Below are 24,581 nucleotides of genomic sequence, written 5' to 3' on the forward strand. Positions count from 1 at the left end.
ATTTCGGGGTCGACGCGACGTTCGCCCATCATGACTTCCACCGGGTCGCCTGGAATCATGCGAATCAGCGCGAAAGTCAGCAAGGTGATGCCGAAAAACGTGGGGATCAATAACCCCAATCGGCGGGCAATAAAACTAAACATCTTGTGGTGTACCTCATCAGCCGGTTAGGCGTGCCTGGTGTCCCTGGAGTCAGGGACACCGGGAGTTTTCTTATTTACTTCACCTGGGTGGTGGCGAAGTTATTCGTGGTAAGCGGGCTAATGTGATAGCCCTCTACGTTGTTGCGCATTGCAGTAAACATACGGGTGTGCGCCATGCTGATCCATGGCTGGTCCTGATTGAAAACCTCCTGGGCTTGCTCGTAGAGCGCTGCACGTTCCGTCGGGTTCACTTTAGCTCGGGCTTCGTCGATCAGCGTCTGGAATTTCTCGTTGCACCAGCGCGCGTAGTTTTCGCCGTTCTTGGCTGCTTCGCAACTCAGCATAGGCGTCAGGAAGTTATCCGGGTCGCCGTTATCGCCCGCCCATCCGGCGGAAACCATGTCGTGCTCGCCGTTTTTCGCACGTTTGAGCATTTCGCCCCATTCCATGACGCGAATGTCGATCTTGATGCCGACCTTGGCCAGGTCAGCCTGCATCATCTGCGCGCCCAGCATCGGGTTCGGGTTGGTCGGCCCGCCGCCGTTACGGGTGAACAGTGTAAACGTTGTGCCTTCCGGTACGCCTGCTTCCTTGAGCAAGGCGCGGGCCTTGTCCAAGTCACGCGGCGGGTTGGTCAGCTTGTGGTTGTAGCCCAGCAGGGTGTCCGGGTACGGGTTGACCGCCACAGTCGCGTTGCCTTTGCCGAACAGCGCGTTGACATAGGCCGCCTTGTCGAACGCGATGTCGATGGCTTTACGCACGCGCACATCACTCATGTACTTGTGCGAGGTGTTCATCGCGATGTAGGAAACGGTCATCGCGTTCAGCTCATCAACCTTGAGGTTGGTGTCTTTCTTGATGCTCGGGATGTCATCCGGTTTCGGATACAGCGCGATCTGGCACTCGTTGGCCTTGAGTTTTTGCAGGCGCACGTTGTTGTCGGTCGCAATCGCCAGAATCAACGCGTCTGCCGGTGGCTTGCCACGAAAGTACTCCGGGTTGGCCTTGAAGCGAACTTGCGCGTCCTTGTTATAGCGCTGGAACACGAACGGGCCGGTGCCGACCGGTTTGTTGTTCAGGTCGCCGGCCTTGTTGGCCTTGAGCAACTGGTCAGCGTACTCGGCGGAGTAGATCGAGGAGAAGGCCATGGCAATGTCAGCCAGGAATGGCGCTTCGCGACGGGTCAGGGTGAACTTGACCGTGTTGTCGTCGACTTTTTCTACGCTTTTGAGCAGTTCTTTAAAGCCCATGCTTTCAAAGTACGGGAAGCCCACGCTCGACAGTTTGTGCCATGGGTGGTTTGGGTCCAGTTGACGCTGGAAGCTCCAGACTACGTCGTCGGCGTTCATGTCGCGGGTCGGCTTGAAGTAATCGGTGGTGTGAAACTTGACGCCTTTGCGCAGGTGGAACGTGTAGCTCAGACCGTCTTCACTGATGTCCCAGGAGTCGGCCAGCGCCGGAATCACCTCGGTGGTGCCGGGCTTGAAGTCCGCCAGGCGATTGAAGAGGGTTTCGGCCACTGCATCGGCGGTGACTGCAGTTGTGTACTGGACCATATCGAAGCCTTCCGGACTGGCTTCGGTGCAGACCACCAGGGGTTTGGCCGAGACACCAACAGCGACACTCAGCAACGCGGCAGCGATGGCCGCACGTAGGGGAAGCATTTTCATCAAGAACCCTCTGCAATCGGTTAAAGGACAAAACCCCAACGGCCGATTCGTCACTGAATCAGCCGGTGGGCAGGTGCATTACAGAATATTGAACGGAATAGTGGTCACGAGACGGAACTCGTTGATGCTGCCATCACCCTGGTTTTCACTGGCGCGGTGAGCGGTGTAGGTCGCGCGAACAGTGGTGGCCTTGAGCGGGCCGCTTTGAATGGCGTAGGTAGAACCGATGCCGTATTCGTAGTGGGTTTCGCCGTCCATGTTCTTCACGTCGTAGGCAGTACCGGTGTAGTGAGTACCGTCGATGCCCCAGCCGCGAGCCTGGTAGATGTTGAACTTCAGGCCTGGCACGCCGTATTCGGCCATGTTCAGACCGTAGGCAACCTGGAAGGATTTCTCGTTCGGGCCGTTGAAGTCCGACAGCAGGGAGTTGGCCAGGTAGATGCCGTTGGTTTCGTGCAGGTAGTCGAAGTACTCGTTACCGTTAATTTCCTGGTACGAGAAGGTCAGGGTGTGAGCCTGGTGAGTCAGGCCGAACGACAGGGAGCCGGCCTGGTTGTCGATTTCGCCCAGCAGCTTTTTACCTTCATCGACGGTCTTGTAGTAGTTCAGGCCGGTGGTCAGGCTCAGTACCGAGCTGTCACCCAATACGTGGCTGGCGCCGAAGTAGTACTGGTTCCACAAGTCTTCAGCCTGGGTGCCCCAGAAGCTGGTGGTCAGGCTGGCGAATGGCTGGTAGGTAATACCGCCGGTGCTTACGTGGTCGGCTTCGGCGCTGCTGGTACCGTATTCGGAGCGGAACTTGCGCAGGCTCTCTTCGGTACGCGGTGAGTTGCGGTCGAAGGTGCCCAGGTCGAAAGCCAGGTTGTTCAGCTCTTCGCTGTGGACTGCGACGCCCTGGAAGCTCGAAGGCAGCGCACGGTTACCGATCACATCAACTTGCGGGCTGCTGAAGTTCATGCGGCCGGCAGTCAGCGTGGTGTTGGAGACGCGCGCCTTGACGTTGGCCAGGCCCAGTTTGCTCCACTGGCCTTGAGCGTCGCCGCCCTCCTTGGTCAGGGTACGGTTGTTGCCAGCGCCTGGACGAGAAGTCGGTGCGCCACCGTTGTTGGAGGCCAGGTTCTCACGGTCGCGTTCAAGCGCGACAGCGTTGTAGGCCGCCACTTCAGTGCTGAAACCCACGGTCCCTTCAGTGAAGCCGGAGTTGTACTTGATGATGGTGCCTTGAACCCAGTTGATACGACGATCTGTCGGGGTGGCTACACCGTCTTTGCGGTAGGTGAACTTGCCGCCGCGATGCAGTTGTTCGTTGGCGTACCAGTTGCGCGTGGTGCCGCTGATGGATTGGCCTTCGACAAAGCCGGTTGCGTCGGCTTGTGCGCTTTTGGTGTTGACCGTCACCGGGGTGAATTCCTGGCTCTGGGTTTCTGCGTAAGCCGTGGCGGTTACGCTGCTGATGGCCAAGGCCAATAACGCGGTGCTGCTCAGTTTCATGGGTGAAGCTCCTTACTTTCTTTTTTTATACCGGTCTTTTTTGGTGGTCCGGCTATTTGGTTTAGAACTCATATAAGGCATCGCAAACGTTTGCTGTAGGCCGAATCGGCGAATTACGGCAATACGTTTGCATGAGGGCGCACTGCGCCCCCAGCGTTCTGGCTAATCGGTTATTGGTCGATACTGACGCCCGAGAACACGTTGCGGCCGAAGGGGCTGACTTTGAACCCTTCGACTTTGGCGCTTAACGGCTGGTTAACCGTCGAGTGGGCGACTGGCGTGATCGGCACCTGCTGTTTGAGGTACTGCTGCGCCTGTTTGTAGAGCACGGTGCGCTGGTCACGGTCGGTGACGACCTTGGCCTGCTTGATCAGCTTGTCGTAAGCCGGATCACACCACATGGAGTAGTTGTTGCCACCGATGGCGTCGCAGCTGTAAAGCGTGCCGAGCCAGTTGTCCGGGTCCCCATTGTCCCCGGTCCAGCCGATGAGGCTGATGTCGTGCTCGCCATTCTTGGTGCGCTTGATGTACTCGCCCCATTCATAGCTGACAATCTTCACGTTGAGACCGATTTTCGCCCAGTCAGCCTGGAGCATTTCGGCCATCAACTTGGCGTTCGGGTTGTAAGGGCGCTGAACGGGCATCGCCCACAGAGTGATTTCGGTGCCTTCTTTCACGCCGGCAGCCTTGAGCAGTTCCTTGGCTTTTTCCGGGTTATAGGCGGCGTCCTTGATCGTCTCGTCGTAGGACCATTGCGTTGGTGGCATGGCGTTGACGGCCAGTTGACCGGCACCCTGATAGACGGCCTTGAGAATGCTTTGTTTGTTCACCGCCATGTCGAGCGCCTGGCGCACTTCGAGCTGGTCGAAAGGCTTGTGCCGAACGTTGTAGGCGATGTAGCCGAGGTTGAAGCCAGGCTTCTCGATCAGCTTGAGTTTTGTGTCGCTCTTCAGTGCCTCCACATCGGCAGGGCGCGGGTGCAGGGTGATCTGGCACTCGTTGGCCTTGAGTTTCTGCACGCGTACCGAGGCGTCGGTATTGATGGCGAAAATCAGGTTGTCGAGCTTGACCCGGCTGGGGTCCCAGTACTGCTTGTTGCCGGTGTAACGGATGTTGGAGTCTTTCTGGTAGCTCTTGAAGACAAACGGGCCAGTGCCGATCGGCTTCTGGTTGATATCGCTCGGCTTGCCTTCGGCCAGCAGTTTGTCGGCGTACTCGGCGGACAGGATGGCGGCGAAACTCATGGCGATGTTCTGGATGAACGCGGCGTCGACGCTGTTGAGCGTCATGACCACGGTCAGCGGTCCGGTCTTTTCGACCTTGGCGATGTTCTTGTTCAGGCTCATCCCGTTGAAATACGGGAACTCGGTCGGATAAGCCTTACGGAATGGTTGTTGTGGGTCGAGCATGCGATTAAACGTGAACAGCACGTCATCGGCGTTGAAATCACGGGTCGGCGTGAAGTATTGGGTGCCATGAAACTTCACCCCTTCGCGCAGGTGAAACGTGTACTTAAGGCCGTCCTCGGAAATATCCCAGCTCGTGGCCAGGCCCGGTACGACGTTGGTCGCGCCTTTTTCAAACTCTGCCAGTCGGTTGTACAGCGGCTCGGCGGCGTCGTTATCGGTCGCAGTGGTGTACTGCGCCGTGTCGAAACCGGCGGGGCTGCCTTCGGAGCAGAACACCAGGCTGTTATTGGCGGCCTGGCTCATGGAAGTGGCGGCCAACAGGCCGGTGCCCAGTAATGCGGATAAAACCAAGGTATGGCGCATGACGCTCCCTCTTGTATTGACGAGTGTTTTGACAATGAGCCGCCGTCCCGTCCTGGGACGTGGAGGATCACTGAATTCAAACCCTGCGGGCGGCAATAACCGAGAACCCACACATAAGCTGGTCAGAACCCGACGGTAGGGGCCGTGGGTCTGGCAGTAAATGCGTAGAGTCCTAAAGACTCGTAGGAAATGGCAACGCGTCCGACACCACCGCGGTAGTACGCGGCGGAATTGGATGTAAGAGTTTTCCTACTTTCTCGGCAGATAAAACAACGGCGACGTCAGAAACGTCGCCGTTGCAACACCTTATTTGCTGACGCTGACGCCGTAGAAGGAGTTCAAGCCAAACGGGCTGATCTTGAAATCCTGCACTTCGTTGCGCATAGGTTGGAACACCGTCGAGTGAGCGATAGGTGTCATTGGAACGGCGTCTTTGAGGACGTGTTGCGCTTGTTTGTACAGTTCGGTGCGCTTGGCCTGATCGGTCGTGCGCTTGGCTTCTTTTACGATGCCGTCGAACTTCTTGTCGCACCATTTGGAGAAGTTGTTGCCTTCCAGCGAATCACAGCCGAACAGCACGTTCAGCCAGTTGTCCGGATCACCATTGTCACCGCTCCAGCCAATCAGCATTGCCTGGTTCTCGCCACCTTTGGAGCGCTTGATGTACTCGCCCCACTCGTAGCTCTGGATCTTGACCTTGAGGCCGATCTTGGACCAGTCGGACTGCAGCATTTCTGCCATCAGCTTGGCGTTCGGGTTGTATGGACGCTGTACCGGCATCGCCCACAGGACGATTTCGGTGCCTTCCTTCACGCCGGCTTCCTTGAGCAGCTCTTTGGCTTTCTCAGGATCGTACTTGGCATCTTTGATGGTGGTGTCGTAGGACCACTGGGTCGGTGGCATGGCGTTGACGGCCAGTTGGCCGGCGCCCTGGTAAACGGAGTCGATGATCTGTTGCTTGTTGACTGCCATGTCCAGTGCCTGGCGCACTTTCAGTTCAGCCAGCGGGTTGGCGTCGGTTTGACCCTTGACCTTAGGCATCACGTTGTAGGCGATGTAGCCCAGGTTGAAACCGGCCTGATCAGGCACTTTCAGGGACTTGTCTTCTTTCAGCGCCTTCAGGTCGGCCGGACGTGGGAACAGAGTGATCTGGCACTCGCCCTTCTTCAGCTTCTGGATACGCACCGACGGGTCAGTGGTGATGGCGAAGATCAGGTTGTCGATCTTCACGTCGTCCGGCTTCCAGTAGTCCTTGTTCCCGGTGTAGCGGATGTTGGAGTCTTTCTGGTAGCTCTTGAACACGAACGGACCAGTACCGACCGGCTTCTGGTTGATGTCGGCGGCTTTGCCTTCTTTCAGCAGCTGGGCTGCGTACTCGGCGGACTGGAGCGAGGCGAAGCTCATGGCCATGTTCTGGATGAACGCGGCATCAACTTCCTTGAGGGTGAACTTGACGGTTTTGTCGTCGACTTTATCGATCTTGGTGATGTTGGTGTCCATCCCCATGTCGGTGAAGTACGGGAATTCGGTCGGGTACGCCTTACGGAACGGATCATCCTTGTTAATCATGCGATTAAAGGTGAACAGCACGTCGTCGGCGTTGAAATCACGAGTCGGCTTGAAGTACGGGGTGGTGTGGAACTTGACGCCGTCGCGCAGGTGGAAGGTGTACGTCAGGCCGTCCGGGGAAATATCCCAGCTGGTCGCCAGACCAGGAATGACAGCGGTGCCGCCACGTTCGAACTGGGTGAGGCGGTTGAACATGGTTTCTGCAGAGGCGTCGAAGTCGGTCCCGGTGGTGTATTGACCTGGGTCGAAACCGGCCGGGCTCCCTTCGGAGCAGAACACCAGGTTAGTCGCGGCTTGGGCGAAGGGTGCGGCAGCTAGCATGCTGGCGCCGACTAAAAACGGAATGACCGCGTGTTTAAGCATGGTGGCCTCATGATTGTGGCTTTTTTGGAATTATAGGACGACCTCGTGAGTCGACCCTGCGGATACTTATGCAGGGGCCATACCCAATGCAAGATCCTGATCGAGCATAGGCGTTAAACAGTGGCACGTACGTACCTTAATGTCGCATTTGTATAAATTCAGGTGCATTTGACCGTTTGCGGGTGATTTTTTCGGTGCAACCGGCGCACCGGGGCGGGGCGATCTCGGTGATTTGCGCACCCCGTTGGGGCGTGGTGTTACTTATTTATACCCACACGGTGGGGGCAGAATTCCCTAGATGGCTGATTTTCGGGGTGGGGGTTTTCTTACGTCGGGGGCGGGATGGTGTTGATTGCTTGGTGAGGTGTTAGGTATTTGTTGTTTAACGGGTTTGTTGGGGGTGTGGGGGCAGTTTGACCGGTCGCTGTTTTTGGGTGGACAGTTCTTGGGTCGTGGGCTGTCTGCTTGGCGGTGGCACTGGGTGCAACCGTTGGTTCTTTCGGTGGCGCCGCTTGGTCGTGGCGGCCTTTGGGCCGACCATGTTTTTGTGGGTTGTGTGTATATCCGTTGCTGCGGTAACGGCGGCTTAGGGTTCGCCCTTACGGCGACTCACTTTTTTTTCAAACGCCAAAAAAAAGTAAGCAAAAAAAGGCTCGCCCCGAGCGTCCGGCCCCTCGCCAAGGCTCGGCGTTCCTTCGCTCCGGTATCCATCCGGGGACACTGCCCTCCGGTCGGCTTCGCTTCGACCTACATGCAGCGTGTTCGACTGCGTCGAACGGCGCTGCGCGCCACTCCCCGGATGAACACCTCCACTCAGCCTCCCGAAGGGGCGGGTGGATCAAGATCAAGAGCTGTAGGCGAGCTAACGCTCGGCCTGATGAGTGGTGAGAAGCGGCCGGTGTACTCATTCCCTGTAGGAGCATGGCTTGCCAGCGATGGCGGCCTGACAGCCGACCGATCTCTAACAGGTGTGCATCAATTGATCGTTCCCACGCTCCGCGTGGGAATGCCGCCGGGGACGCTCCGCGTTCCATCTTTGTGTTGAATGATGTGTAAAAAACGCAGTGCTTTCCCACGCATTTTTCAGGTTGCCGGGTAGGAAGAGGGCCTTCTAATCTTTGGCTGTCGCTGCGATTTCAGCGACCGGGCGTGGAAACCTGGATCTCTTAGTAGCCGCATAGCTGGACCATCGTAATCGTTGCCGATGACTTCTTTCGTCTGCAAACTGCGTTATGGCGGCTGTGCGTGGGCAGACTTCGGTCTGGCCGGGTCCTACTAACCGGTATTTCCACCCTGCGTACAGCGGCCACCTATTTGTCGTGTGGAAATGGCAATGGATGGCTCCCATCAGTAAGTAGGAGTTTTCCCATGGATAAGTTAGTACCCGATCCACCCCTCGATACCACCGCACCCGATGCCGAGACTTTGCGCACCGAGTCGCTAATCAAAGACCGCGAAGCCATAAAACGCGCTCTCGACTACTACCTCGACCCTCCATCCCAATACACCGAAAAACCCCGCCGCCCCAGCACGATGTACATGATCGCCCCGAACATGGACACCGAAAGCCTGCTGGCACAAGCCTGTGAGTCACTGGCCTCTGCCAGCGTCATGACCAGTGATTTCGCCACGAACCTGATCGGCCCGCAGCGTAATACGGCAATGGCGATTCAGCAGATCATCATGCTGGCGGAGTTGGCGGTGAATCGGGCGTTGGATAACGTTGATCCGGCATAAAACGCGAGAGCCGTGGATCAGTCGGCACAACATCTGACTGGTTCGCGACGGGCAATAAAAAACGGCGATCACTGGGTGATCGCCGTTTATATGTACGAGCTATTAAATCAAGGCATCAACACTTCAATCGACCCATCCGCCGTCATGCTGACCTGGCTGGTGCCGGCTTCCACATCCGGGGTCACCGGCGCCGAATCCATTGCGGCAGCTTTCATCATCATCGGCCCGCGCATGTAGGGTTGTGGATAACCGTTGCTGTTCAGGTTCAGGTTAACGATTTTGTAGCTCTTGCCGCCCAGTGCATCGGTCGCCAGTTGCGCGCGGGCCTTGAAGGCCGTCACGGCATCTTTGAGCAGCGCGTCTTCACTGGCCTTGCGGGTTGGCGTGGCGATGGCGAAGTCCATGCCGCCCATTTTCAGGTCGGTCAGCAGTTCGCCGGTCAATTTCGACAGGGCGGCAAAGTCGGAGCTTTCCAGGCGCAGTTCGGCGCGTTCGCGCCAGCCGGTGATTTTCTGGCCCTTGGTGTCGTAGATCGGGTAGCTGTTGCGGCTGCCCTGGCGCAAGGTGATGTCTTTGACTTGTTTGGCCTGGGCCAGCGCTTTGTTCATGGTGGTGCTGACGTCGGCGGCGAGTTTGGCCGGGTCGGTGTTTTGTTCTTCGGTGTAGAGGGTCACGATCATCAGGTCGCGAGCCACTTCCTGGCTGACTTCAGCGCGCAGGGAGATCTGGTTGTAGTGCAGCTCGTCGGCGGCCAGGGTCGGGAGGCTGGCGAGGGTGCCAATGCTCAGGGCGAGAAGGGCGGCGCTGCGGCGAAATGTGTGCATGAAAACTCCTTGGGCGGTGCGCAGGCGTCAGGTCCAAGCCTGCGTGAAACCATCAGACTCTAGCTTTAATGATCCGGTTCGCCCAGTTACAACTTCTATACAGATCAACGCGATCGCCTGTAGCTGCTACAAGGGTTTGTGTTGGCCATTGCCATGTGGCGGTTTGCCGCACTTTTGCCTGCCAGCCCCCGCGCTTGGTTATACTCCGTGCGATCCGCCTGGAGCGCTCATCAGGAGAGCTCATGCTCGCCCCCGTTCAAATCACTTCTGCTACTCGCCAGAACCTCTGGCGGCTGACGTTCATCCGCACATTGGTGCTCGCCGCTCAGGCCGGTTCCGTGGGGTTGGCCTACTGGCTGGACCTGCTGCCGCTGCCGTGGGTGCAACTGGCAATGACCCTCGCCTGCTCGACGCTGCTGTGCGTATTCACGGCGGTTCGCCTGCGCACGTCGTGGCCGGTGACGGAGCTCGAATACGCGCTGCAGCTGGCCTGCGACCTGTTTATCCACAGCGCCCTGTTGTATTTCTCCGGTGGCTCGACCAACCCGTTCGTCTCTTATTACCTGGTGCCGCTGACCATTGCCGCTGTGACCTTGCCATGGCGTTATTCGGTGATCCTGTCCGGTATCGCCTTGACGATGTACACCTTGCTGCTCGCGCGTTTCTATCCGTTGCAAACCTTCCCGATTGCCCGGGAAAACCTGCAGGTCTACGGCATGTGGCTGAGTTTCGCGCTGGCCGCGGCGGTGATTACCTTTTTTGCTGCGCGCATGGCCGAAGAGTTGCGCCGTCAGGAAGAGCTGCGTGCCATTCGTCGCGAGGAAGGCCTGCGTGACCAGCAATTGCTGGCTGTTGCGACGCAAGCGGCTGGTGCGGCTCACGAATTGGGCACGCCGCTGGCGACCATGAGCGTGTTGCTCAAAGAGATGCAACAGGATCATCCAGACCCGATGTTGCAGGATGATCTGAAGGTGCTGCAGGATCAGGTCAAGGCCTGCAAAGAAACCTTGCAGCAACTGGTGCGTGCCGCCGAAGCCAATCGCCGCTTGGCGGTGGAGATGCAGGACGTCACCGACTGGCTCGATGAAGCGCTGAACCGCTGGCACCTGATGCGCCCGGAAGCCAGTTACCGGTTCCAGCGCCTGGGGCAGGGCACCGTGCCGCGCATGGCGCCGGCACCGGACTTGACCCAGGCGTTGCTGAATTTGCTGAACAACGCCGCCGATGCTTGCCCCGAAGGGCTGCAAGTGACGCTGGACTGGGATTTTGAAAACCTGACCATCAGCATTCGTGACCACGGCGCCGGTGTGCCGCTGGCCATCGCCGAGCAGATCGGCAAACCGTTTTTTACCACCAAGGGCAAAGGTTTCGGCCTGGGCCTGTTTTTGAGCAAGGCCAGCGTGACACGCGCCGGCGGCTCAGTGAAACTCTACAGTCATGAGGAAGGCGGCACGCTCACCGAGCTGCGCCTGCCCCGTGTCGCCCGAGGAGACGAACATGAGTGACGATATCCAAGTTGAAGGCGAAGAACTGCCGCATTTGCTGTTGGTCGACGACGATGCCACCTTCACCCGCGTGATGGCACGCGCCATGGCCCGCCGCGGTTTTCGCGTCAGCACTGCAGGCTCTGCCGAAGAAGGCCTGACCATCGCTCAGGCCGATCTGCCGGATTACGCCGCGCTGGACTTGAAAATGGACGGCGACTCGGGTTTGGTATTGCTGCCCAAACTGCTTGAACTGGACCCGGAAATGCGCGTGGTGATCCTCACCGGTTATTCGAGCATTGCCACCGCCGTCGAGGCGATCAAGCGCGGCGCCTGCAATTACCTGTGCAAACCGGCCGACGCCGACGACGTGCTGGCTGCGCTGCTTTCCGAGCACGCCGACCTCGATTCCCTGGTACCGGAAAACCCGATGTCGGTGGACCGTTTGCAGTGGGAACACATCCAGCGCGTGCTGACCGAGCACGAAGGCAATATCTCTGCCACCGCTCGCGCCTTGGGCATGCACCGCCGCACCTTGCAGCGCAAACTACAGAAGCGCCCCGTGCGTCGCTGAACGGACGCTGAACGATCATCGTCAGAGTCCTCGCGATAACCCGAGCCGATCTACTATGATCGGTTCGTGCGTGTTCTTTTCTCTATCGAGCCTTATTCATGAATCAGAACGCTGAATATTCCGCGGTCAACGATGCCGTGCGCGGGCAGTTTTTCCGCAAAGTCTGGGCGATTATCACGCCCTATTGGCAAAGTGAAGAGAAGGCCAAGGCCTGGACGCTGTTGATTGCAGTGATTGCGCTGTCGCTGATCAGCGTGGGAATCTCGGTGTGGTTCAACACCTGGTACAAGGACTTCTACAACGCCTTGCAAAAGAAAGATGAAGCCGCGTTCTGGCAGCTGATTCTGTATTTCTGCGTGATTGCCGCCGTGGCGATTGTCGGTGCGGTGTACCGGCTTTATCTGACACAGATGCTGACCATCCGCTGGCGAGCCTGGCTGACGGAGAAGCACTTTGCCCGTTGGCTCGGCAACAAAAACTACTACCAGCTGGAGCAGGGCGGTTACACCGATAACCCGGACCAGCGGATTTCCGAAGACCTTAACAACTTCACCTCCAACACCCTTGAGCTGGGTATCGGGCTGCTGCGCAATATCGTCAGCCTGGTGTCGTTCTCGATCATTCTGTGGGGCGTGTCGGGCAGTATTGAAGTCTTCGGTATCACTATTCCCGGCTACATGTTCTGGTGCGTACTGGTTTACGCAGTGGTAGGCAGCTGGTTGACGCATTTGATCGGTCGCCGCTTGATCGGTCTGAACAACCAACAACAACGCTTCGAAGCCGACCTGCGTTTCTCCATGGTACGGATTCGCGAGAATGCCGAAAGCATTGCGTTATATAACGGAGAGCCGAACGAAAATCGTCGGTTGAGCGGCCGCTTCGGAATGGTCTGGCATAATTTCTGGGACATCATGAAAGTGTCCAAACGCCTGACATTCTTTACCGCCGGTTACAGCCAGGCGGCCATCATTTTCCCGTTCATTGTTGCCTCGCCGCGTTACCTCTCCGGCAAGATCGAACTCGGTGAGCTGATGCAAATCAGCTCGGCATTCGGCAATGTGCAGGAAAGCTTCAGCTGGTTTATCAGTGCGTATCAGAACCTCGCCTCATGGCGTGCCACCTGTGACCGTCTGCTCAGCTTCCGTCAGGCCATGACCGACAATGAAGAGCGCCAGCAGGCCATCGACGTGCAGAATCAAGGCACGGAACTGAAGATCCACAACCTGGGCCTCGATCTGGCGGACGGTCGTCACTTGCTGACCAACGCCGATATGGCGGTGGAAGAGGGCGAGCGTGTCATGCTCAGCGGGCGTTCCGGCAGTGGCAAGTCGACCTTGTTGCGAGCCATGGGGCACTTGTGGCCGCGCGGCCACGGCAGCATTCGCCTGCCATCGGCGCGCTACCTGTTCCTGCCGCAAAAGCCTTATCTGCCGATTGGCAGCCTGCGCGAAGTGCTGAGTTATCCACAGCCTGGCGATACCTATACGCAAGAACGCTACGTTCACGTGCTGGAAACCTGCCGATTGCCGCATCTTGTTGGACGTCTGGATGAAGCCAACCACTGGCAGCGCATGCTCTCGCCGGGTGAACAGCAACGTTTGGCATTTGCCCGCGCGCTGCTGTACGCACCGCAATGGCTGTACATGGACGAAGCGACGTCGGCGATGGACGAAGAGGATGAGGCTTCGTTGTATCAAGCGCTGATCGATGAGTTGCCAGGGCTGAGCATTATCAGCGTCGGGCATCGCAGCAGCCTGAAGCGTTTCCATCCACGGCATGTTCGCATCGAGAACGGCCATTTGGTGGACCAGACCGTGACCGCCTGAACACCACAATGCCCGTAGGAGCAAGGCTTGCCCGCGATGAACGATAACGCAGTCGCTCGGATAGACCGAGTAATGGCCATCGCGGGCAAGCCTTGCTCCTACGGCGGGCGATATTCACCGACGGTGATCGTACAACCGCGTTGAGCTATGATGCGGATTCAGCCGAATTTTCGAGACAGATGTTCACCATGGAAAACCCGATTGACGCACCCCGCCTCCCTCGCAAGCGCCGCAGCCTCGCACAGGAATTGGTGACGGTGCTGTCCGAGCAGATCCGCGACGGTCTCCTCAAGCGCGGCGACAAATTGCCCACCGAGTCGGCGATCATGGACGCCCATGGCGTCAGCCGCACCGTGGTGCGCGAAGCGATTTCCCGCTTGCAGGCAGCCGGGCAGGTGGAAACCCGCCATGGCATCGGCACCTTCGTGCTCGATACGCCAAGCCCGAGCGGCTTCCGTATTGACCCGGCGACGGTGGTGACCCTGCGTGACGTGTTGGCGATTCTGGAATTGCGCATCAGCCTCGAAGTCGAATCCGCCGGCCTCGCCGCGCAACGCCGCAGCCCTGAGCAGTTGGGTCTGATGAGAGCCGCACTGGACGCCCTGAACGAAAGCGCTTCCCACGCCAGCGATGCGGTCGCCTCGGACTTCCAGTTCCACCTGCAAATTGCCCTGGCAACCGGAAACCGCTACTTCACCGACATCATGACTCACCTGGGCACCAGCATCATTCCGCGCACGCGGCTGAACTCGGCGCGCCTGGCCCATGACGACCAGCAGCACTACATGAATCGCCTGAGTCGTGAGCACGAAGAGATTTACGACGCCATCGCTCGCCAGGATTCCGATGCGGCGCGAGCGGCGATGCGTTTGCACTTGACCAATAGCCGTGAGCGGCTGCGTCATGCGCATGAAGAGGCTGAGGCGCAGCGGGGTTAATTTTCTGGTTCGGAGTTTTCTGCTGTCTGCTGGAATGCCATCGCGAGCAAGCTCGGCTCCCACAGTGTCTTGTGTGCGTTCACACGGTTGTGATCGACACAAAACCTGTGGGAGTCGAGCTTGCTCGCGATTGGGCCAGTAGCCCTGATGAAAAAATCAGCCAGTACGCAGGATTGACCGATCCACCCTCACCGCCAATCCAGCCACCCCAGGCTTGGCATCAAACACCACGTCCCCACGCCCATTCACCACCGCCCGCGCAATCACCACGCCCTTGGACAATAACTCCAGCGGCGCACCGTTCATTGATTGGCCCGAAGCCAGTTCCAGTTTCAATTTGATCGTCATCATGGATCTCCTTATCAGGCAACGTTGCCGGTGGGTGTGTAGTCCTTGAGCAGCAAGTAGGTGCTCCAGCCCCACCAGTCGTCGACGGTGGCGGTGTCGTTCAGGTTGTTGACGTCCTTGCGTCGCAGCACTTTGCTGCCCTCGACCCTGAACAGCGGCGAGAAATTGCCCGCCGGGTTCAGCACGGCTTGCAGGTCCGGCAGCTTTTTCAAGGCGCTGAAGTTGCTCGGCGATGGAGCGACTCCGCTGAGGTACGTCGCGAAGATCTCATCCGCAGACAGTTGAACCGCTTGATTGACCTGCACGCGGTTGGCGCTGTCGATCGCGTCAAAGTAGCGTTTGTCGCCATAGGCCCGCCATTGGTCGCCATTGCCGTTGCGCACATTGAGGCCGAATTTGCTGTCTTCATCGTGCATGAAACGGGTGATTAACGAGCCCAGGTCGCTGGGTGTGACCACCGCTGCCAATTGCTTGCGCGGCACACGCAGGTGGCCGGCGGAGAACAGGTCGGTCAGGTAATGATCAGCAAAGGCATTCATCGCGTAGGCGATTTCCAGCTGTTTTTCGTCGCCACTGCTTTTCGCCAGAACCGCTTGCTGCACCGCCGCCGTATGCCCGGCGATGTAGGCCGCCAGCGCCCCTTCGGCAAAATGGTCGGTGTTGTTGGCGGCCAATTTCAGATAGCGCCCCAACGGGAACAGGGCCGAGACAAAACTGCCGCCGCCGGTGATCTTGTTCCACTCTTCCGACAACGTATCTCCCAAGGCGTCATAAACCTCGTGAGGTTGTTTGCCTTCCCGGATCGCCTGATTAACGGCGGCGATTTCCTTCTGCATCACGGCGAGGATCTGCTTGGCCTCGGCATTGGCGGCCGGCAGCATAGCGAGTGAATTGAAGGCATTGGCAAAGCGCTGGATACGCTCCGCAGGCGTGGCGCCTTCGCTGACGGGCTGATCGGGAATGCCATAGAAATCACCCCCCAACGCAACCACTTGGCCATAGGTCAGCGCCAGGCCATTGGGCAGGTGCAATTCAACTTGGGCCGCTGGAATGGCCGGGGCATCCTTGACGAAACGCAGCAGCGTGGTGTTGCCGATGGCGGTGTGTTCACCCCCCTCGAAACGTAGCTGTGGCTTGCCTTTCAGAGCACTCGCGGAGGTTGAGGCAGGCGGTTGAGGAGCCGCGATGTGTTGCTCGACAAGGTGCAGCACTACGTGTTCGTTGGCGCTGACGGTAATGCCGCGTTCAGTAAAAAGATCATCCAGATTGGCAATGACCTGTTTCGGTGTTTCCTGAGGTTTTGTGTGTAGACCTGACATTTCTATCTCCTTGATATGTCGTAGGCAGATTTCAAAATAACTGTATGTATATACAGTTAAGTCGATCTTAGCCGAGAAATTTCCTACGTCAAGGAAGGAGCCTCTCCTACATAAAAATGCAGCCGGCGATGAAATGCAGTTGACGGTTATTATTTAAGTTGTACGATGACCTACAACTCGGCGAAAGCTGAACGGTTTCTCACACACACACACACACACATACGTTGCTACCCAGGGTGTTCGAATAATGAATCCACAAGAACTGAAGTCCATCCTCTCTTCCGGTCTGCTGTCTTTCCCGGTTACCGATTTCAATGCTCAGGGCGATTTCCATCGCGCGGGCTACATCAAGCGTCTCGAATGGCTGGCCCCATACGGCGCCACGGCGTTGTTCGCCGCAGGCGGTACCGGTGAGTTCTTCTCTCTGGCGGCCAGCGAATATTCGGAAATCATCAAGACGGCCGTCGATACCTGCGAAACCAGCGTGCCGATCCTGGCCGGTGTTGGCGGTTCGACCCGTCAAGCCATCGAATACGCACAGGAAGCCGAGCGTCTGGGCGCCAAAGGCTTGTTGCTGCTGCCGCACTACCTGACCGAAGCCAGCCAGGACGGCGTTGCCGCCCACGTTGAGGCCGTGTGCAAATCGGTAAAAATCGGCGTGGTGGTTTACAACCGTAACGTCTGCCGCCTGACCGCGCCGCTGCTGGAACGTCTGGCCGAGCGCTGCCCGAACCTGATCGGCTACAAGGATGGCCTGGGCGATATCGAGCTGATGGTGTCGATCCGTCGCCGTCTCGGTGACCGTTTCAGCTACCTGGGCGGCTTGCCGACCGCTGAAGTCTACGCCGCTGCCTACAAGGCGTTGGGCGTGCCGGTTTACTCCTCGGCGGTGTTCAACTTCATCCCGAAAACCGCGATGGACTTCTACCACGCGATCGCTCGTGAAGATCACGCCACCGTCGGCAAGATCATCGACGACTTCTTCCTGCCATACCTGGACATCCGTAACCGCAAGGCCGGTTATGCCGTGAGCATCGTCAAGGCCGGGGCAAAAATTGCCGGCTATGACGCAGGTCCTGTGCGTGCACCGCTGACCGATCTGACCCGCGAAGAGTACGAAATGCTCGCCGCACTGATCGACAAGCAGGGCGCGCAGTAACACTTTCGATTAAGCAAGGCCGCTGACTCGTCAGCGGCCTTTTGCGTGAGGAGAACATCTCGTGGCAGATGCAAAGCGTTTTGATAACTACATCAATGGTGAGTGGGTTGCGGGCAGTGAATACTGCGCCAACATCAACCCGTCTGAACTGACCGACACCATTGGCAATTACGCCAAAGCCGATCTGGCTCAGGTTCACGCCGCGATCGACGCCGCTCGCGCTGCGTTCCCGGCCTGGTCCGTTTCGGGCATCCAGGCACGTCACGATTCGCTGGATAAAGTAGGTACTGAAATCCTCGCCCGTCGTGAAGAACTCGGCAACTTGCTGGCTCGGGAGGAGGGCAAGACCCTGCCTGAAGCCATTGGTGAAGTGACCCGCGCCGGTAATATTTTCAAGTTTTTCGCCGGTGAATGCCTGCGTCTGTCCGGCGACTACCTGCCGTCGGTACGCCCGGGTGTGAACGTTGAAGTGACCCGCGAAGCGCTCGGCGTGGTTGGCCTGATCACGCCGTGGAACTTCCCGATCGCTATCCCGGCATGGAAAATCGCCCCGGCCCTGGCCTACGGCAACTGCGTGGTGCTCAAGCCGGCTGATCTGGTGCCGGGTTGCGCCTGGGCCCTGGCCGAAATCATCTCCCGCGCAGGCTTCCCGGCCGGTGTGTTCAACCTGGTGATGGGCAGCGGTCGTGTGGTTGGCGATGCCATGGTGCAGAGCCCGAAAGTCGACGGCATCAGCTTCACTGGCTCCGTCGGTGTCGGTCGTCAGATCGCGGTCAGCTGTGTGTCGCGTCAGGCCAAGGTTCAGCTGGAAATGGGTGGCAAAAACCCGCAGATCATTCTCGACGACGCCGACCTCAAGCAAGCGGTCGAGCTGTCGGTGCAGAGCGCGTTCTACTCCACCGGCCAGCGTTGCACTGCTTCGAGCCGTTTCATCGTCACCGCCGGCATCCACGACAAGTTCGTCGAAGCCGTGGCCGAACGCATGAAGTCGATCAAGGTCGGCCACGCGTTGAAAGCCGGCACCGACATTGGCCCGGTCGTTTCGCAAGCGCAGCTTGAACAGGACATGAAGTACATCGACATCGGCCAGTCCGAAGGTGCGCGTCTGGTCAGCGGCGGTGGTCTGGTGACCTGCGACACCGAAGGCTACTTCCTCGCGCCAACCCTGTTTGCCGACAGCGAAGCCGCGATGCGCATCAGCCGCGAAGAGATCTTCGGCCCGGTGGCCAACGTGGTTCGCGTCGCGGATTACGACGCGGCACTGGCCATGGCCAACGACACCGAGTTCGGTCTGTCGGCGGGTATCGCCACCACGTCGTTGAAGTACGCCAACCACTTCAAGCGCCACTCCCAGGCCGGGATGGTGATGGTCAACCTGCCGACCGCTGGCGTGGATTACCACGTTCCATTCGGTGGGCGTAAAGGTTCATCCTATGGATCCCGCGAGCAAGGTCGCTACGCGCAAGAGTTTTACACGGTCGTGAAGACTAGCTACATCGGCTCCTGACACATCGCGGTATCCCCGGATACCGCACTCCCTGTAGGAGCTGTCGAGTGAAACGAGGCTGCGATCTTTGCTTTTAAAGATCAAAAGATCGCAGCCTCGTTTCACTCGACAACTCCTACAGGGATAAACAGTTTCACCCGCGCATAAAAATAATCAGTGGGAGTACATCTACATGCAAGCGACCAAGCCGACTCACGTCCGCTATTTGATTTTGCTCATGCTTTTTCTGGTGACCACGATCAACTATGCCGACCGGGCCACTATCGCCATCGCGGGCTCCAGCCTGCAAAAAGACCTCGGCATCGACGCGGTCACTCTCGGCTACATCTTCTCTGCATTCGGTTGGGCCTACGTGGCCGGGCAAATTCCCGGTGGCTGGCTGCTGGACCGTTTCGGCTCGAAAAAAGTGTATGCACTGAGCATCTTCACCTGGTCGCTGTTCACCGTGCTCCAGGGTTATGTCGGTGAGTTCGGCATGTCCACGGCGGTGGTTGCACTGTTCATGCTGCGCTTCCTGGTGGGCCTGGCCGAAGCGCCATCCTTCCCGGGTAACGCACGCATTGTCGCGGCCTGGTTCCCGACCGCTGAACGCGGCACGGCTTCGGCGATCTTCAACTCGGCGCAGTACTTTGCCACCGTGTTGTTTGCTCCGCTGATGGGCTGGATCGTCTTCACGTTTGGCTGGCAGCACGTGTTTGTGGTGATGGGCAGCATCGGCATCGTGTTCTCGCTGATCTGGCTGAAAGTCATCCACAGCCCGCGCCAGCACCCGATGATCAATGACGCAGAGTTCAAGCACATTGCTGACAATGGCGGCATGGTCGACATGGACCAGGACAAAACCAAAGGCCAGGAAGCCGGCAAGCGCGTTGAAGGCCCGAAATGGGATTACGTGCGTCAGTTGCTGACCAACCGCATGATGCTCGGCGTGTACTTGAGCCAGTACTGCATCAACGCCATCACCTACTTCTTCCTGACCTGGTTCCCGGTGTACCTGGTGCAAGAGCGCGGCATGACCATCCTCAAGGCCGGGTTCATTGCTTCGTTGCCAGCGATCTGCGGTTTCATCGGTGGTGTGCTGGGCGGGGTGATTTCCGACTATCTGCTGCGCAAGGGCCATTCGCTGACCTTCGCCCGCAAGGCACCGATCATCGCGGGTTTGCTGGTTTCCAGCAGCATCGTGGCCTGCAACTACGTCGACATCGAATGGATGGTCGTGGGTTTCATGGCCCTGGCGTTCTTCGGTAAAGGCGTTGGCGCATTGGGCTGGGCAGTGGTCTCCGACACCTCGCCGAAACAGATCGCCGGTTTGAGTGGCGGCCTGTTCAACATGTTCGGCAACATCGCGTCGATCACCACCCCAATCGTGATCGGCTACATCATCAGCTCCACCGGCTCGTTCAAATGGGCGTTGGTGTTTGTCGGTTGCAACGCACTGGTTGCGGTGTTCAGCTACCTGGTGATCGTGGGTCCGATCAAGCGTGTGGTGCTAAAAGAGCCGCCAGTCAGCGGTCCTGAAACAAATAACAAATTGTCACAAGCGCATTCCTGAGGAGCGGCGTCATGCAGTTGATTGAACATTCCGACTCGCCGCGCTACATCCGCCTGCACGAGCGGGACAACGTAGTGATCGTGGTCAATGACCAGGGCGTGCCAGCCGGCACCGAGTTTTCCGATGGCCTGGTGACCGTGGACTTCGTGCCACAAAGCCACAAAGTCACTCTGGAAGACATTCCCGAAGGCGGCCAGGTAATTCGTTACGGCCAGACCATTGGCTACGCGTTGCAGCCGATTCCGCGCGGCAGCTGGGTCAAGGAAGATCAACTGCGCATGCCCACCGCGCCACCGCTGGACAGCTTGCCGCTGTCCACCGAAGTGCCGGCGGCGCAGGCCCCGCTCGACGGCTATACGTTCGAGGGGTATCGCAACGCCGACGGCACCGTCGGCACGCGCAACATTCTTGGTATCACCACGACTGTTCAGTGCGTCACGGGCGTGCTGGACCATGCGGTCAAGCGCATCAAGGACGAGTTGCTGCCCAAGTACCCGAACGTCGACGACGTGGTGGCGCTGACCCACAGTTATGGCTGTGGGGTGGCGATTACGGCGGCGGACGCGTACATCCCGATCCGCACCGTGCGCAACCTGGCGCGCAACCCGAACCTGGGTGGCGAAGCCTTGGTGATCAGCCTGGGCTGCGAGAAATTGCAGGCCGGACAGGTCATGCACGACAACGACAGTTCCGTGGATTTGAGTGAGCCGTGGCTGTACCGCTTGCAGGACTCGAGTCACGGTTTTACCGAGATGATCGAGCAGATCATGGCGCTGGCCGAAACCCGTTTGAAAAAGCTCGATCAGCGTCGCCGGGAAACCGTGCCGGCGTCCGAGCTGATTCTGGGCATGCAGTGCGGTGGCAGCGATGCGTTTTCCGGCATCACCGCCAACCCGGCCTTGGGGTATGCCTCGGACCTGTTGCTGCGCGCCGGTGCGACGGTGATGTTTTCCGAAGTCACTGAAGTGCGCGATGCGATTTACTTGCTGACCTCCCGTGCCGAAACCGAGGAAGTTGCCCAGGAACTGGTGCGGGAAATGGATTGGTACGACCGCTACCTGGCCAAGGGCGAAGCGGATCGTAGTGCCAACACCACACCGGGTAACAAAAAGGGCGGGCTGTCGAACATTGTCGAGAAGTCTCTGGGCTCGATCGTCAAGTCCGGCAGCAGTGCGATCAACGGGGTGCTTGGCCCTGGCGAGCGCTTCAAGCGCAAAGGGCTGATCTTCTGCGCGACCCCGGCCAGTGACTTTGTCTGCGGGACATTGCAGTTGGCGGCGGGGATGAACTTGCATGTGTTCACCACTGGGCGTGGCACGCCGTATGGCTTGGCGATGGCGCCGGTGGTGAAGGTCTCGACCCGCACGGAACTGGCGCAACGCTGGCCGGACCTGATCGACATCGATGCCGGGCGGATTGCCACCGGGCGGGCATCGATCGAAGAGCTTGGCTGGGAGTTGTTCCACTACTACCTGGACGTGGCCAGCGGCAAAAAACAGACGTGGGCCGAGCAGCACAAGCTGCATAACGACATCACGTTGTTTAACCCGGCGCCGATTACGTAAGACCGAGTCGCCTGCATCGCGGGCAAGCCTTGCTCCTACGGTTTTATGTCGTTCACGCCATTGCGTACGACGCCGACCTGTAGGAGCACGGCTTGCCCGCGATAGCGGTCTACCAGACGCCGATGCTCTGGGTGGCTTATCATTAGCCCCCTAACGACGCTCACCCAAGGTTATCCCCGGCATGCTGGCAATCTTCCTCGAAACCCTGAACATCACCGCGCCGGTGTTTGCCATGCTGTTTTTGGGGGTGTTGCTCAAGCGCATCAACTGGATCAACGACAACTTCATCCACACCGCGTCGGCCCTGGTGTTCAACGTCACCATGCCGGCGTTGTTGTTTCTGGGCATCCTGCATGCCGACCTGAACGCCGCGTTGCAACCGGCGCTGCTGATCTACTTTTCGATTGCGACCCTGGCAAGTTTCGCCATTGCCTGGGGCTGGGCGATCTGGAAGTGCCCGCGTGAAGACCGGGGGATTTACACCCAGGGCGCCTTTCGCGGCAACAACGGGGTAATCGGCCTGGCACTGGCGGCGAGCATGTACGGCGCTTATGGGATTTCCCTCGGGGCGATTCTCGCGGCGCTGGTGATCCTGTTTTACAACACGCTCTCGACCATTGTGCTGGCAGTCTACAGCCCGGTGATCAAGTCCGATCCGTGGAGCATCTGCAAAAGCGTCATGGTCAATCCGCTGATCATGAGTGTGTTTGCGGCGGCGCCGTTTGCCTATTTCAAGATCGCCTTGCCAGGTTGGCTCGAGACATCCGGGCAGTACCTGGCGCAGACCACGTTGCCACTGGCGTTGATCTGTATTGGCGGCACGTTGTCGCTGGCTGCGTTGCGCAAGAGCGGCAACATTGCGCTCAGCTCCAGCCTGGTGAAGATGATCGGCCTGCCGGTGCTGGCGACCCTTGGGGCCTGGCTCTGGGGCTTTCGTGGGGCGGAATTGGGGATTCTGTTTCTGTACTTCGGCAGCCCGACCGCGGCCGCCAGTTTTGTCATGGCTCGCCAGGCCGAGGGCAATCATGAACTGGCGGCGGCGATTATTGTGATTACCACGTTGATGGCGGCAATCACGACCAATATCGGGATCTTCTTATTGCAGTGGGGCGAGTGGATTTAGCCCAGGGATTTGTAGTGTTTTATAGGGCCTCATCGCGGGCAAGCCCGCTCCCACAGGGGAATGCATTCCAAACTGTGGGAGCGGGCTTGCCCGCGATGGCGGTAGTCCTGCCGCCGCAAATACCGAAGATTTACTCCGGCTTCTGATAGCTCTCAATCACTTCCTGCGCCGCCCGAAACGCATCAATCGCCGCGGGCGCGCCGGCGTACACCGCGCAATGCAGCAACGTTTCACGAATCTCTTCCACGGTGCAGCCGTTGTTCAGGGCGCCGCGTACGTGGCCTTTCAATTCTTGCGGACACTTCAGTGCAGTCAGGGCGGCAAGGGTGATCAGGCTGCGGGTTTTCAGCGGCAGGCCTTCGCGATTCCACACACCGCCCCAGGCGTGTTCATTGACGAAATCCTGCAGCGGCTGGGTGAACTCGGTGGCATTGCCCAGTGCGCGGTCGACGAAGGCGTCGCCCATCACTTGGCGGCGGACTTCAACGCCAGATTTTTTATTATCGGTCATGACACATCCCTCTTGTGGTGTTGGCGATGCCAGGCGCGCAGCGACGAGAACAGCAGAAACGCCACGAGCGCCGGCAGAACGAAAAACAGCATCAGGTGTTCAAGCTTGCCGGCCAGTGGCATGCCGGTGGTGAATGACACCACGTGCAGCCCGTAAGCCAGGTACAAAGCCAGGCACAACAAACCTTCGGCCCGGGTTACCCGATAGCCGGTGTAGAACAACGGCAGACAGAACACCGCAACGCCGAGCATCACCGGCAAGTCGAAATCCAGGGCATTGGGTGACACCGACAATGGCGACGGCGCGAACAGCGCCGTCACGCCAAGCACGCCCAGCAGGTTGAACAAGTTGCTGCCGATCACGTTGCCCACGGCAATGTCCCGCTGACCGCGCAGGGCGGCGATCAATGAGGTGGCCAACTCCGGCAGGGATGTGCTGATGGCGACGATGGTCAGGCCGATGATTCGTTCCGACAGGCCAAGGTCGGTCGCCACGACAACCGCCGCCCCCAGCAGCAAGTGTCCGGCGTAGATCAACATCGCCAGCCCGGCGACGATCATCAACAGGCTGCTGATCCAGGGCGCGGTGTGACTGTGCGGGTCGCTCGATGGTGGACGGGCCGAGTGCCGGGACTGGCGTAGCAACAGGCCCAGATACAGGGCCAATGCTGCCAGCAGTATCACGCCATCGGTTCGGGTCAGTTCTTCATTCCACGCCAGGACAAACACCAGCAGGCTGGCGCCGATCATCAACGGAATATCCAGGCGCACCAGTTGCCGCGAGACACGCAGCGGAATGATCAGTGCCGAAAGCCCGAGGGTGACGAGGATGTTGAAGATGCTGCTGCCGATCACGCTGCCGACGGCGATGTCGGCATTGTCCGCCAGGGTGGCTTGCAGGCTGATCGCCATCTGCGGCGCACTGCTGCCAAGGGCGACGATGGTCAGGCCGATAATCAGCGGCCGCACGTGCAACCGCGCCGCCAGGCGCACGGCGGCACGCACCATCAGTTCGGCGCCTGCGATCAGTAAAAGCAGGCCACTGAGCAGTTCAATCACACTGATCAGGGGTATATCGGCAAGTCCGAAAATGATGGGTGCTCCGTC

19 protein-coding genes and 1 pseudogene are annotated in these 24,581 nt (G+C 58.7%); 10 read left to right on the plus strand and 10 right to left on the minus strand.

From position 1 onward, the window contains the following. The 5 genes and pseudogenes from C7534_RS28685 to C7534_RS28705 form a co-directional block, all read right to left on the minus strand. A pseudogene (locus C7534_RS28685) lies at positions 1-143 on the minus strand (peptide ABC transporter permease); the annotation flags it as partial. A gap of 74 nt (positions 144-217) precedes the next feature. Beyond that, the gene (locus C7534_RS28690; RefSeq protein WP_109787847.1) at positions 218-1,813 is read right to left on the minus strand and encodes an ABC transporter substrate-binding protein; all 1,596 of its coding nucleotides are present in this window, start codon (positions 1,811-1,813) and stop codon (positions 218-220) included. 78 nt (positions 1,814-1,891) lie between these two features. Then, positions 1,892-3,304: an OprD family porin gene (locus C7534_RS28695; RefSeq protein WP_109787848.1), complete on the minus strand. Its 1,413-nt coding sequence runs from the start codon at positions 3,302-3,304 to the stop codon at positions 1,892-1,894. Positions 3,305-3,474: 170 nt separating this feature from the next. Further along, positions 3,475-5,076 (minus strand): ABC transporter substrate-binding protein, encoded by a 1,602-nt coding sequence (locus C7534_RS28700; RefSeq protein ID WP_077430882.1) that lies wholly within the window; start codon positions 5,074-5,076, stop codon positions 3,475-3,477. Between the two features lie 306 nt (positions 5,077-5,382). Next, complete coding sequence (locus C7534_RS28705; RefSeq protein WP_046026856.1) at positions 5,383-7,008, minus strand: ABC transporter substrate-binding protein; 1,626 nt, start codon at positions 7,006-7,008, stop codon at positions 5,383-5,385. A 1,368-nt stretch (positions 7,009-8,376) separates the two neighbouring features. Here C7534_RS28705 and C7534_RS28715 point away from each other — a divergent pair. Next, positions 8,377-8,745, plus strand: a complete 369-nt coding sequence (locus tag C7534_RS28715) for a DUF6124 family protein (RefSeq protein ID WP_077430879.1) — start codon at positions 8,377-8,379, stop codon at positions 8,743-8,745. 107 nt (positions 8,746-8,852) lie between these two features. Here C7534_RS28715 and C7534_RS28720 read toward each other — a convergent pair whose 3' ends face one another. Further along, complete coding sequence (locus C7534_RS28720; protein ID WP_109787849.1) at positions 8,853-9,569, minus strand: SIMPL domain-containing protein; 717 nt, start codon at positions 9,567-9,569, stop codon at positions 8,853-8,855. Positions 9,570-9,811: 242 nt separating this feature from the next. On the opposite strand from C7534_RS28720, the gene C7534_RS28725 reads away from it, so the two are divergent. From C7534_RS28725 to C7534_RS28740, 4 genes are all read left to right on the plus strand, one after another. Further along, the gene (locus C7534_RS28725; RefSeq protein ID WP_109787850.1) at positions 9,812-11,074 is read left to right on the plus strand and encodes an ATP-binding protein; all 1,263 of its coding nucleotides are present in this window, start codon (positions 9,812-9,814) and stop codon (positions 11,072-11,074) included. Continuing rightward, entirely contained in the window at positions 11,067-11,627 is a 561-nt protein-coding gene (locus tag C7534_RS28730) for a response regulator transcription factor (RefSeq protein WP_046026852.1), read from the plus strand. Before C7534_RS28725 ends, C7534_RS28730 begins: the two co-directional genes overlap by 8 nt. A gap of 98 nt (positions 11,628-11,725) precedes the next feature. Continuing rightward, positions 11,726-13,453, plus strand: coding sequence for an ABC transporter ATP-binding protein/permease (locus tag C7534_RS28735; protein WP_109787851.1), 1,728 nt, complete (start codon positions 11,726-11,728; stop codon positions 13,451-13,453). A gap of 188 nt (positions 13,454-13,641) precedes the next feature. Then, the gene (locus C7534_RS28740) at positions 13,642-14,391 is read left to right on the plus strand and encodes a FadR/GntR family transcriptional regulator (protein ID WP_175648959.1); all 750 of its coding nucleotides are present in this window, start codon (positions 13,642-13,644) and stop codon (positions 14,389-14,391) included. Positions 14,392-14,547: 156 nt separating this feature from the next. On the opposite strand, the gene C7534_RS28745 is transcribed toward C7534_RS28740, so the two are convergent. Both C7534_RS28745 and C7534_RS28750 read right to left on the minus strand, forming a co-directional pair. Beyond that, on the minus strand, positions 14,548-14,739 hold the full coding sequence (locus C7534_RS28745; RefSeq protein ID WP_109787852.1) for a hypothetical protein: 192 nt from the start codon (positions 14,737-14,739) through the stop codon (positions 14,548-14,550). Positions 14,740-14,753: 14 nt separating this feature from the next. Continuing rightward, entirely contained in the window at positions 14,754-16,058 is a 1,305-nt protein-coding gene (locus tag C7534_RS28750; RefSeq protein ID WP_109787853.1) for a phospholipase, read from the minus strand. Positions 16,059-16,305: 247 nt separating this feature from the next. Between C7534_RS28750 and kdgD the strand changes: the two genes are divergently transcribed. The 5 genes from kdgD to C7534_RS28775 all read left to right on the plus strand — a co-directional run bounded on the left by kdgD (position 16,306) and on the right by C7534_RS28775 (position 22,964). Continuing rightward, on the plus strand, positions 16,306-17,217 hold the full coding sequence (gene kdgD / locus C7534_RS28755; protein WP_046026848.1) for a 5-dehydro-4-deoxyglucarate dehydratase: 912 nt from the start codon (positions 16,306-16,308) through the stop codon (positions 17,215-17,217). 61 nt (positions 17,218-17,278) lie between these two features. Then, a complete protein-coding gene (locus C7534_RS28760) occupies positions 17,279-18,724 on the plus strand; it encodes an aldehyde dehydrogenase family protein (protein WP_109787854.1) in 1,446 nt (481 codons plus the stop codon). Positions 18,725-18,896: 172 nt separating this feature from the next. Then, a complete protein-coding gene (locus C7534_RS28765) occupies positions 18,897-20,276 on the plus strand; it encodes an MFS transporter (protein ID WP_109787855.1) in 1,380 nt (459 codons plus the stop codon). Between the two features lie 11 nt (positions 20,277-20,287). Continuing rightward, complete coding sequence (gene garD / locus C7534_RS28770; protein WP_109787856.1) at positions 20,288-21,841, plus strand: galactarate dehydratase; 1,554 nt, start codon at positions 20,288-20,290, stop codon at positions 21,839-21,841. Between the two features lie 181 nt (positions 21,842-22,022). Beyond that, positions 22,023-22,964, plus strand: coding sequence for an AEC family transporter (locus C7534_RS28775; RefSeq protein ID WP_109787857.1), 942 nt, complete (start codon positions 22,023-22,025; stop codon positions 22,962-22,964). Between the two features lie 130 nt (positions 22,965-23,094). Here the strand turns inward: C7534_RS28775 and C7534_RS28780 are convergent, their stop codons facing one another. Beyond that, positions 23,095-23,475: a carboxymuconolactone decarboxylase family protein gene (locus C7534_RS28780; RefSeq protein ID WP_046026843.1), complete on the minus strand. Its 381-nt coding sequence runs from the start codon at positions 23,473-23,475 to the stop codon at positions 23,095-23,097. After that, positions 23,472-24,533 carry a calcium/sodium antiporter gene (locus C7534_RS28785; RefSeq protein ID WP_077430877.1) on the minus strand — a complete coding sequence of 354 codons (1,062 nt, stop codon included), beginning with the start codon at positions 24,531-24,533 and terminating at the stop codon, positions 23,472-23,474. Before C7534_RS28785 ends, C7534_RS28780 begins: the two co-directional genes overlap by 4 nt. Between the last annotated feature and the right edge of the window lie 48 nt (positions 24,534-24,581).

Source organism: Pseudomonas sp. OV226, assembly GCF_003148705.1.
Taxonomy (GTDB): Bacteria; Pseudomonadota; Gammaproteobacteria; order Pseudomonadales; family Pseudomonadaceae; genus Aquipseudomonas.

What these genes read in the sequence shown, in the direction of transcription:
- C7534_RS28690 (WP_109787847.1), bottom strand. Translation starts at nt 1,813, where the DNA reads ATGAAAATGCTTCCCCTACGTGCGGCCATCGCTGCCGCGTTGCTGAGT.
- C7534_RS28695 (WP_109787848.1), bottom strand. Translation starts at nt 3,304, where the DNA reads ATGAAACTGAGCAGCACCGCGTTATTGGCCTTGGCCATCAGCAGCGTA.
- C7534_RS28700 (WP_077430882.1), bottom strand. Translation starts at nt 5,076, where the DNA reads ATGCGCCATACCTTGGTTTTATCCGCATTACTGGGCACCGGCCTGTTG.
- C7534_RS28705 (WP_046026856.1), bottom strand. Translation starts at nt 7,008, where the DNA reads ATGCTTAAACACGCGGTCATTCCGTTTTTAGTCGGCGCCAGCATGCTA.
- C7534_RS28715 (WP_077430879.1), top strand. Translation starts at nt 8,377, where the DNA reads ATGGATAAGTTAGTACCCGATCCACCCCTCGATACCACCGCACCCGAT.
- C7534_RS28720 (WP_109787849.1), bottom strand. Translation starts at nt 9,569, where the DNA reads ATGCACACATTTCGCCGCAGCGCCGCCCTTCTCGCCCTGAGCATTGGC.
- C7534_RS28725 (WP_109787850.1), top strand. Translation starts at nt 9,812, where the DNA reads ATGCTCGCCCCCGTTCAAATCACTTCTGCTACTCGCCAGAACCTCTGG.
- C7534_RS28730 (WP_046026852.1), top strand. Translation starts at nt 11,067, where the DNA reads ATGAGTGACGATATCCAAGTTGAAGGCGAAGAACTGCCGCATTTGCTG.
- C7534_RS28735 (WP_109787851.1), top strand. Translation starts at nt 11,726, where the DNA reads ATGAATCAGAACGCTGAATATTCCGCGGTCAACGATGCCGTGCGCGGG.
- C7534_RS28740 (WP_175648959.1), top strand. Translation starts at nt 13,642, where the DNA reads ATGGAAAACCCGATTGACGCACCCCGCCTCCCTCGCAAGCGCCGCAGC.
- C7534_RS28745 (WP_109787852.1), bottom strand. Translation starts at nt 14,739, where the DNA reads ATGACGATCAAATTGAAACTGGAACTGGCTTCGGGCCAATCAATGAAC.
- C7534_RS28750 (WP_109787853.1), bottom strand. Translation starts at nt 16,058, where the DNA reads ATGTCAGGTCTACACACAAAACCTCAGGAAACACCGAAACAGGTCATT.
- kdgD (WP_046026848.1), top strand. Translation starts at nt 16,306, where the DNA reads ATGAATCCACAAGAACTGAAGTCCATCCTCTCTTCCGGTCTGCTGTCT.
- C7534_RS28765 (WP_109787855.1), top strand. Translation starts at nt 18,897, where the DNA reads ATGCAAGCGACCAAGCCGACTCACGTCCGCTATTTGATTTTGCTCATG.
- garD (WP_109787856.1), top strand. Translation starts at nt 20,288, where the DNA reads ATGCAGTTGATTGAACATTCCGACTCGCCGCGCTACATCCGCCTGCAC.
- C7534_RS28775 (WP_109787857.1), top strand. Translation starts at nt 22,023, where the DNA reads ATGCTGGCAATCTTCCTCGAAACCCTGAACATCACCGCGCCGGTGTTT.
- C7534_RS28780 (WP_046026843.1), bottom strand. Translation starts at nt 23,475, where the DNA reads ATGACCGATAATAAAAAATCTGGCGTTGAAGTCCGCCGCCAAGTGATG.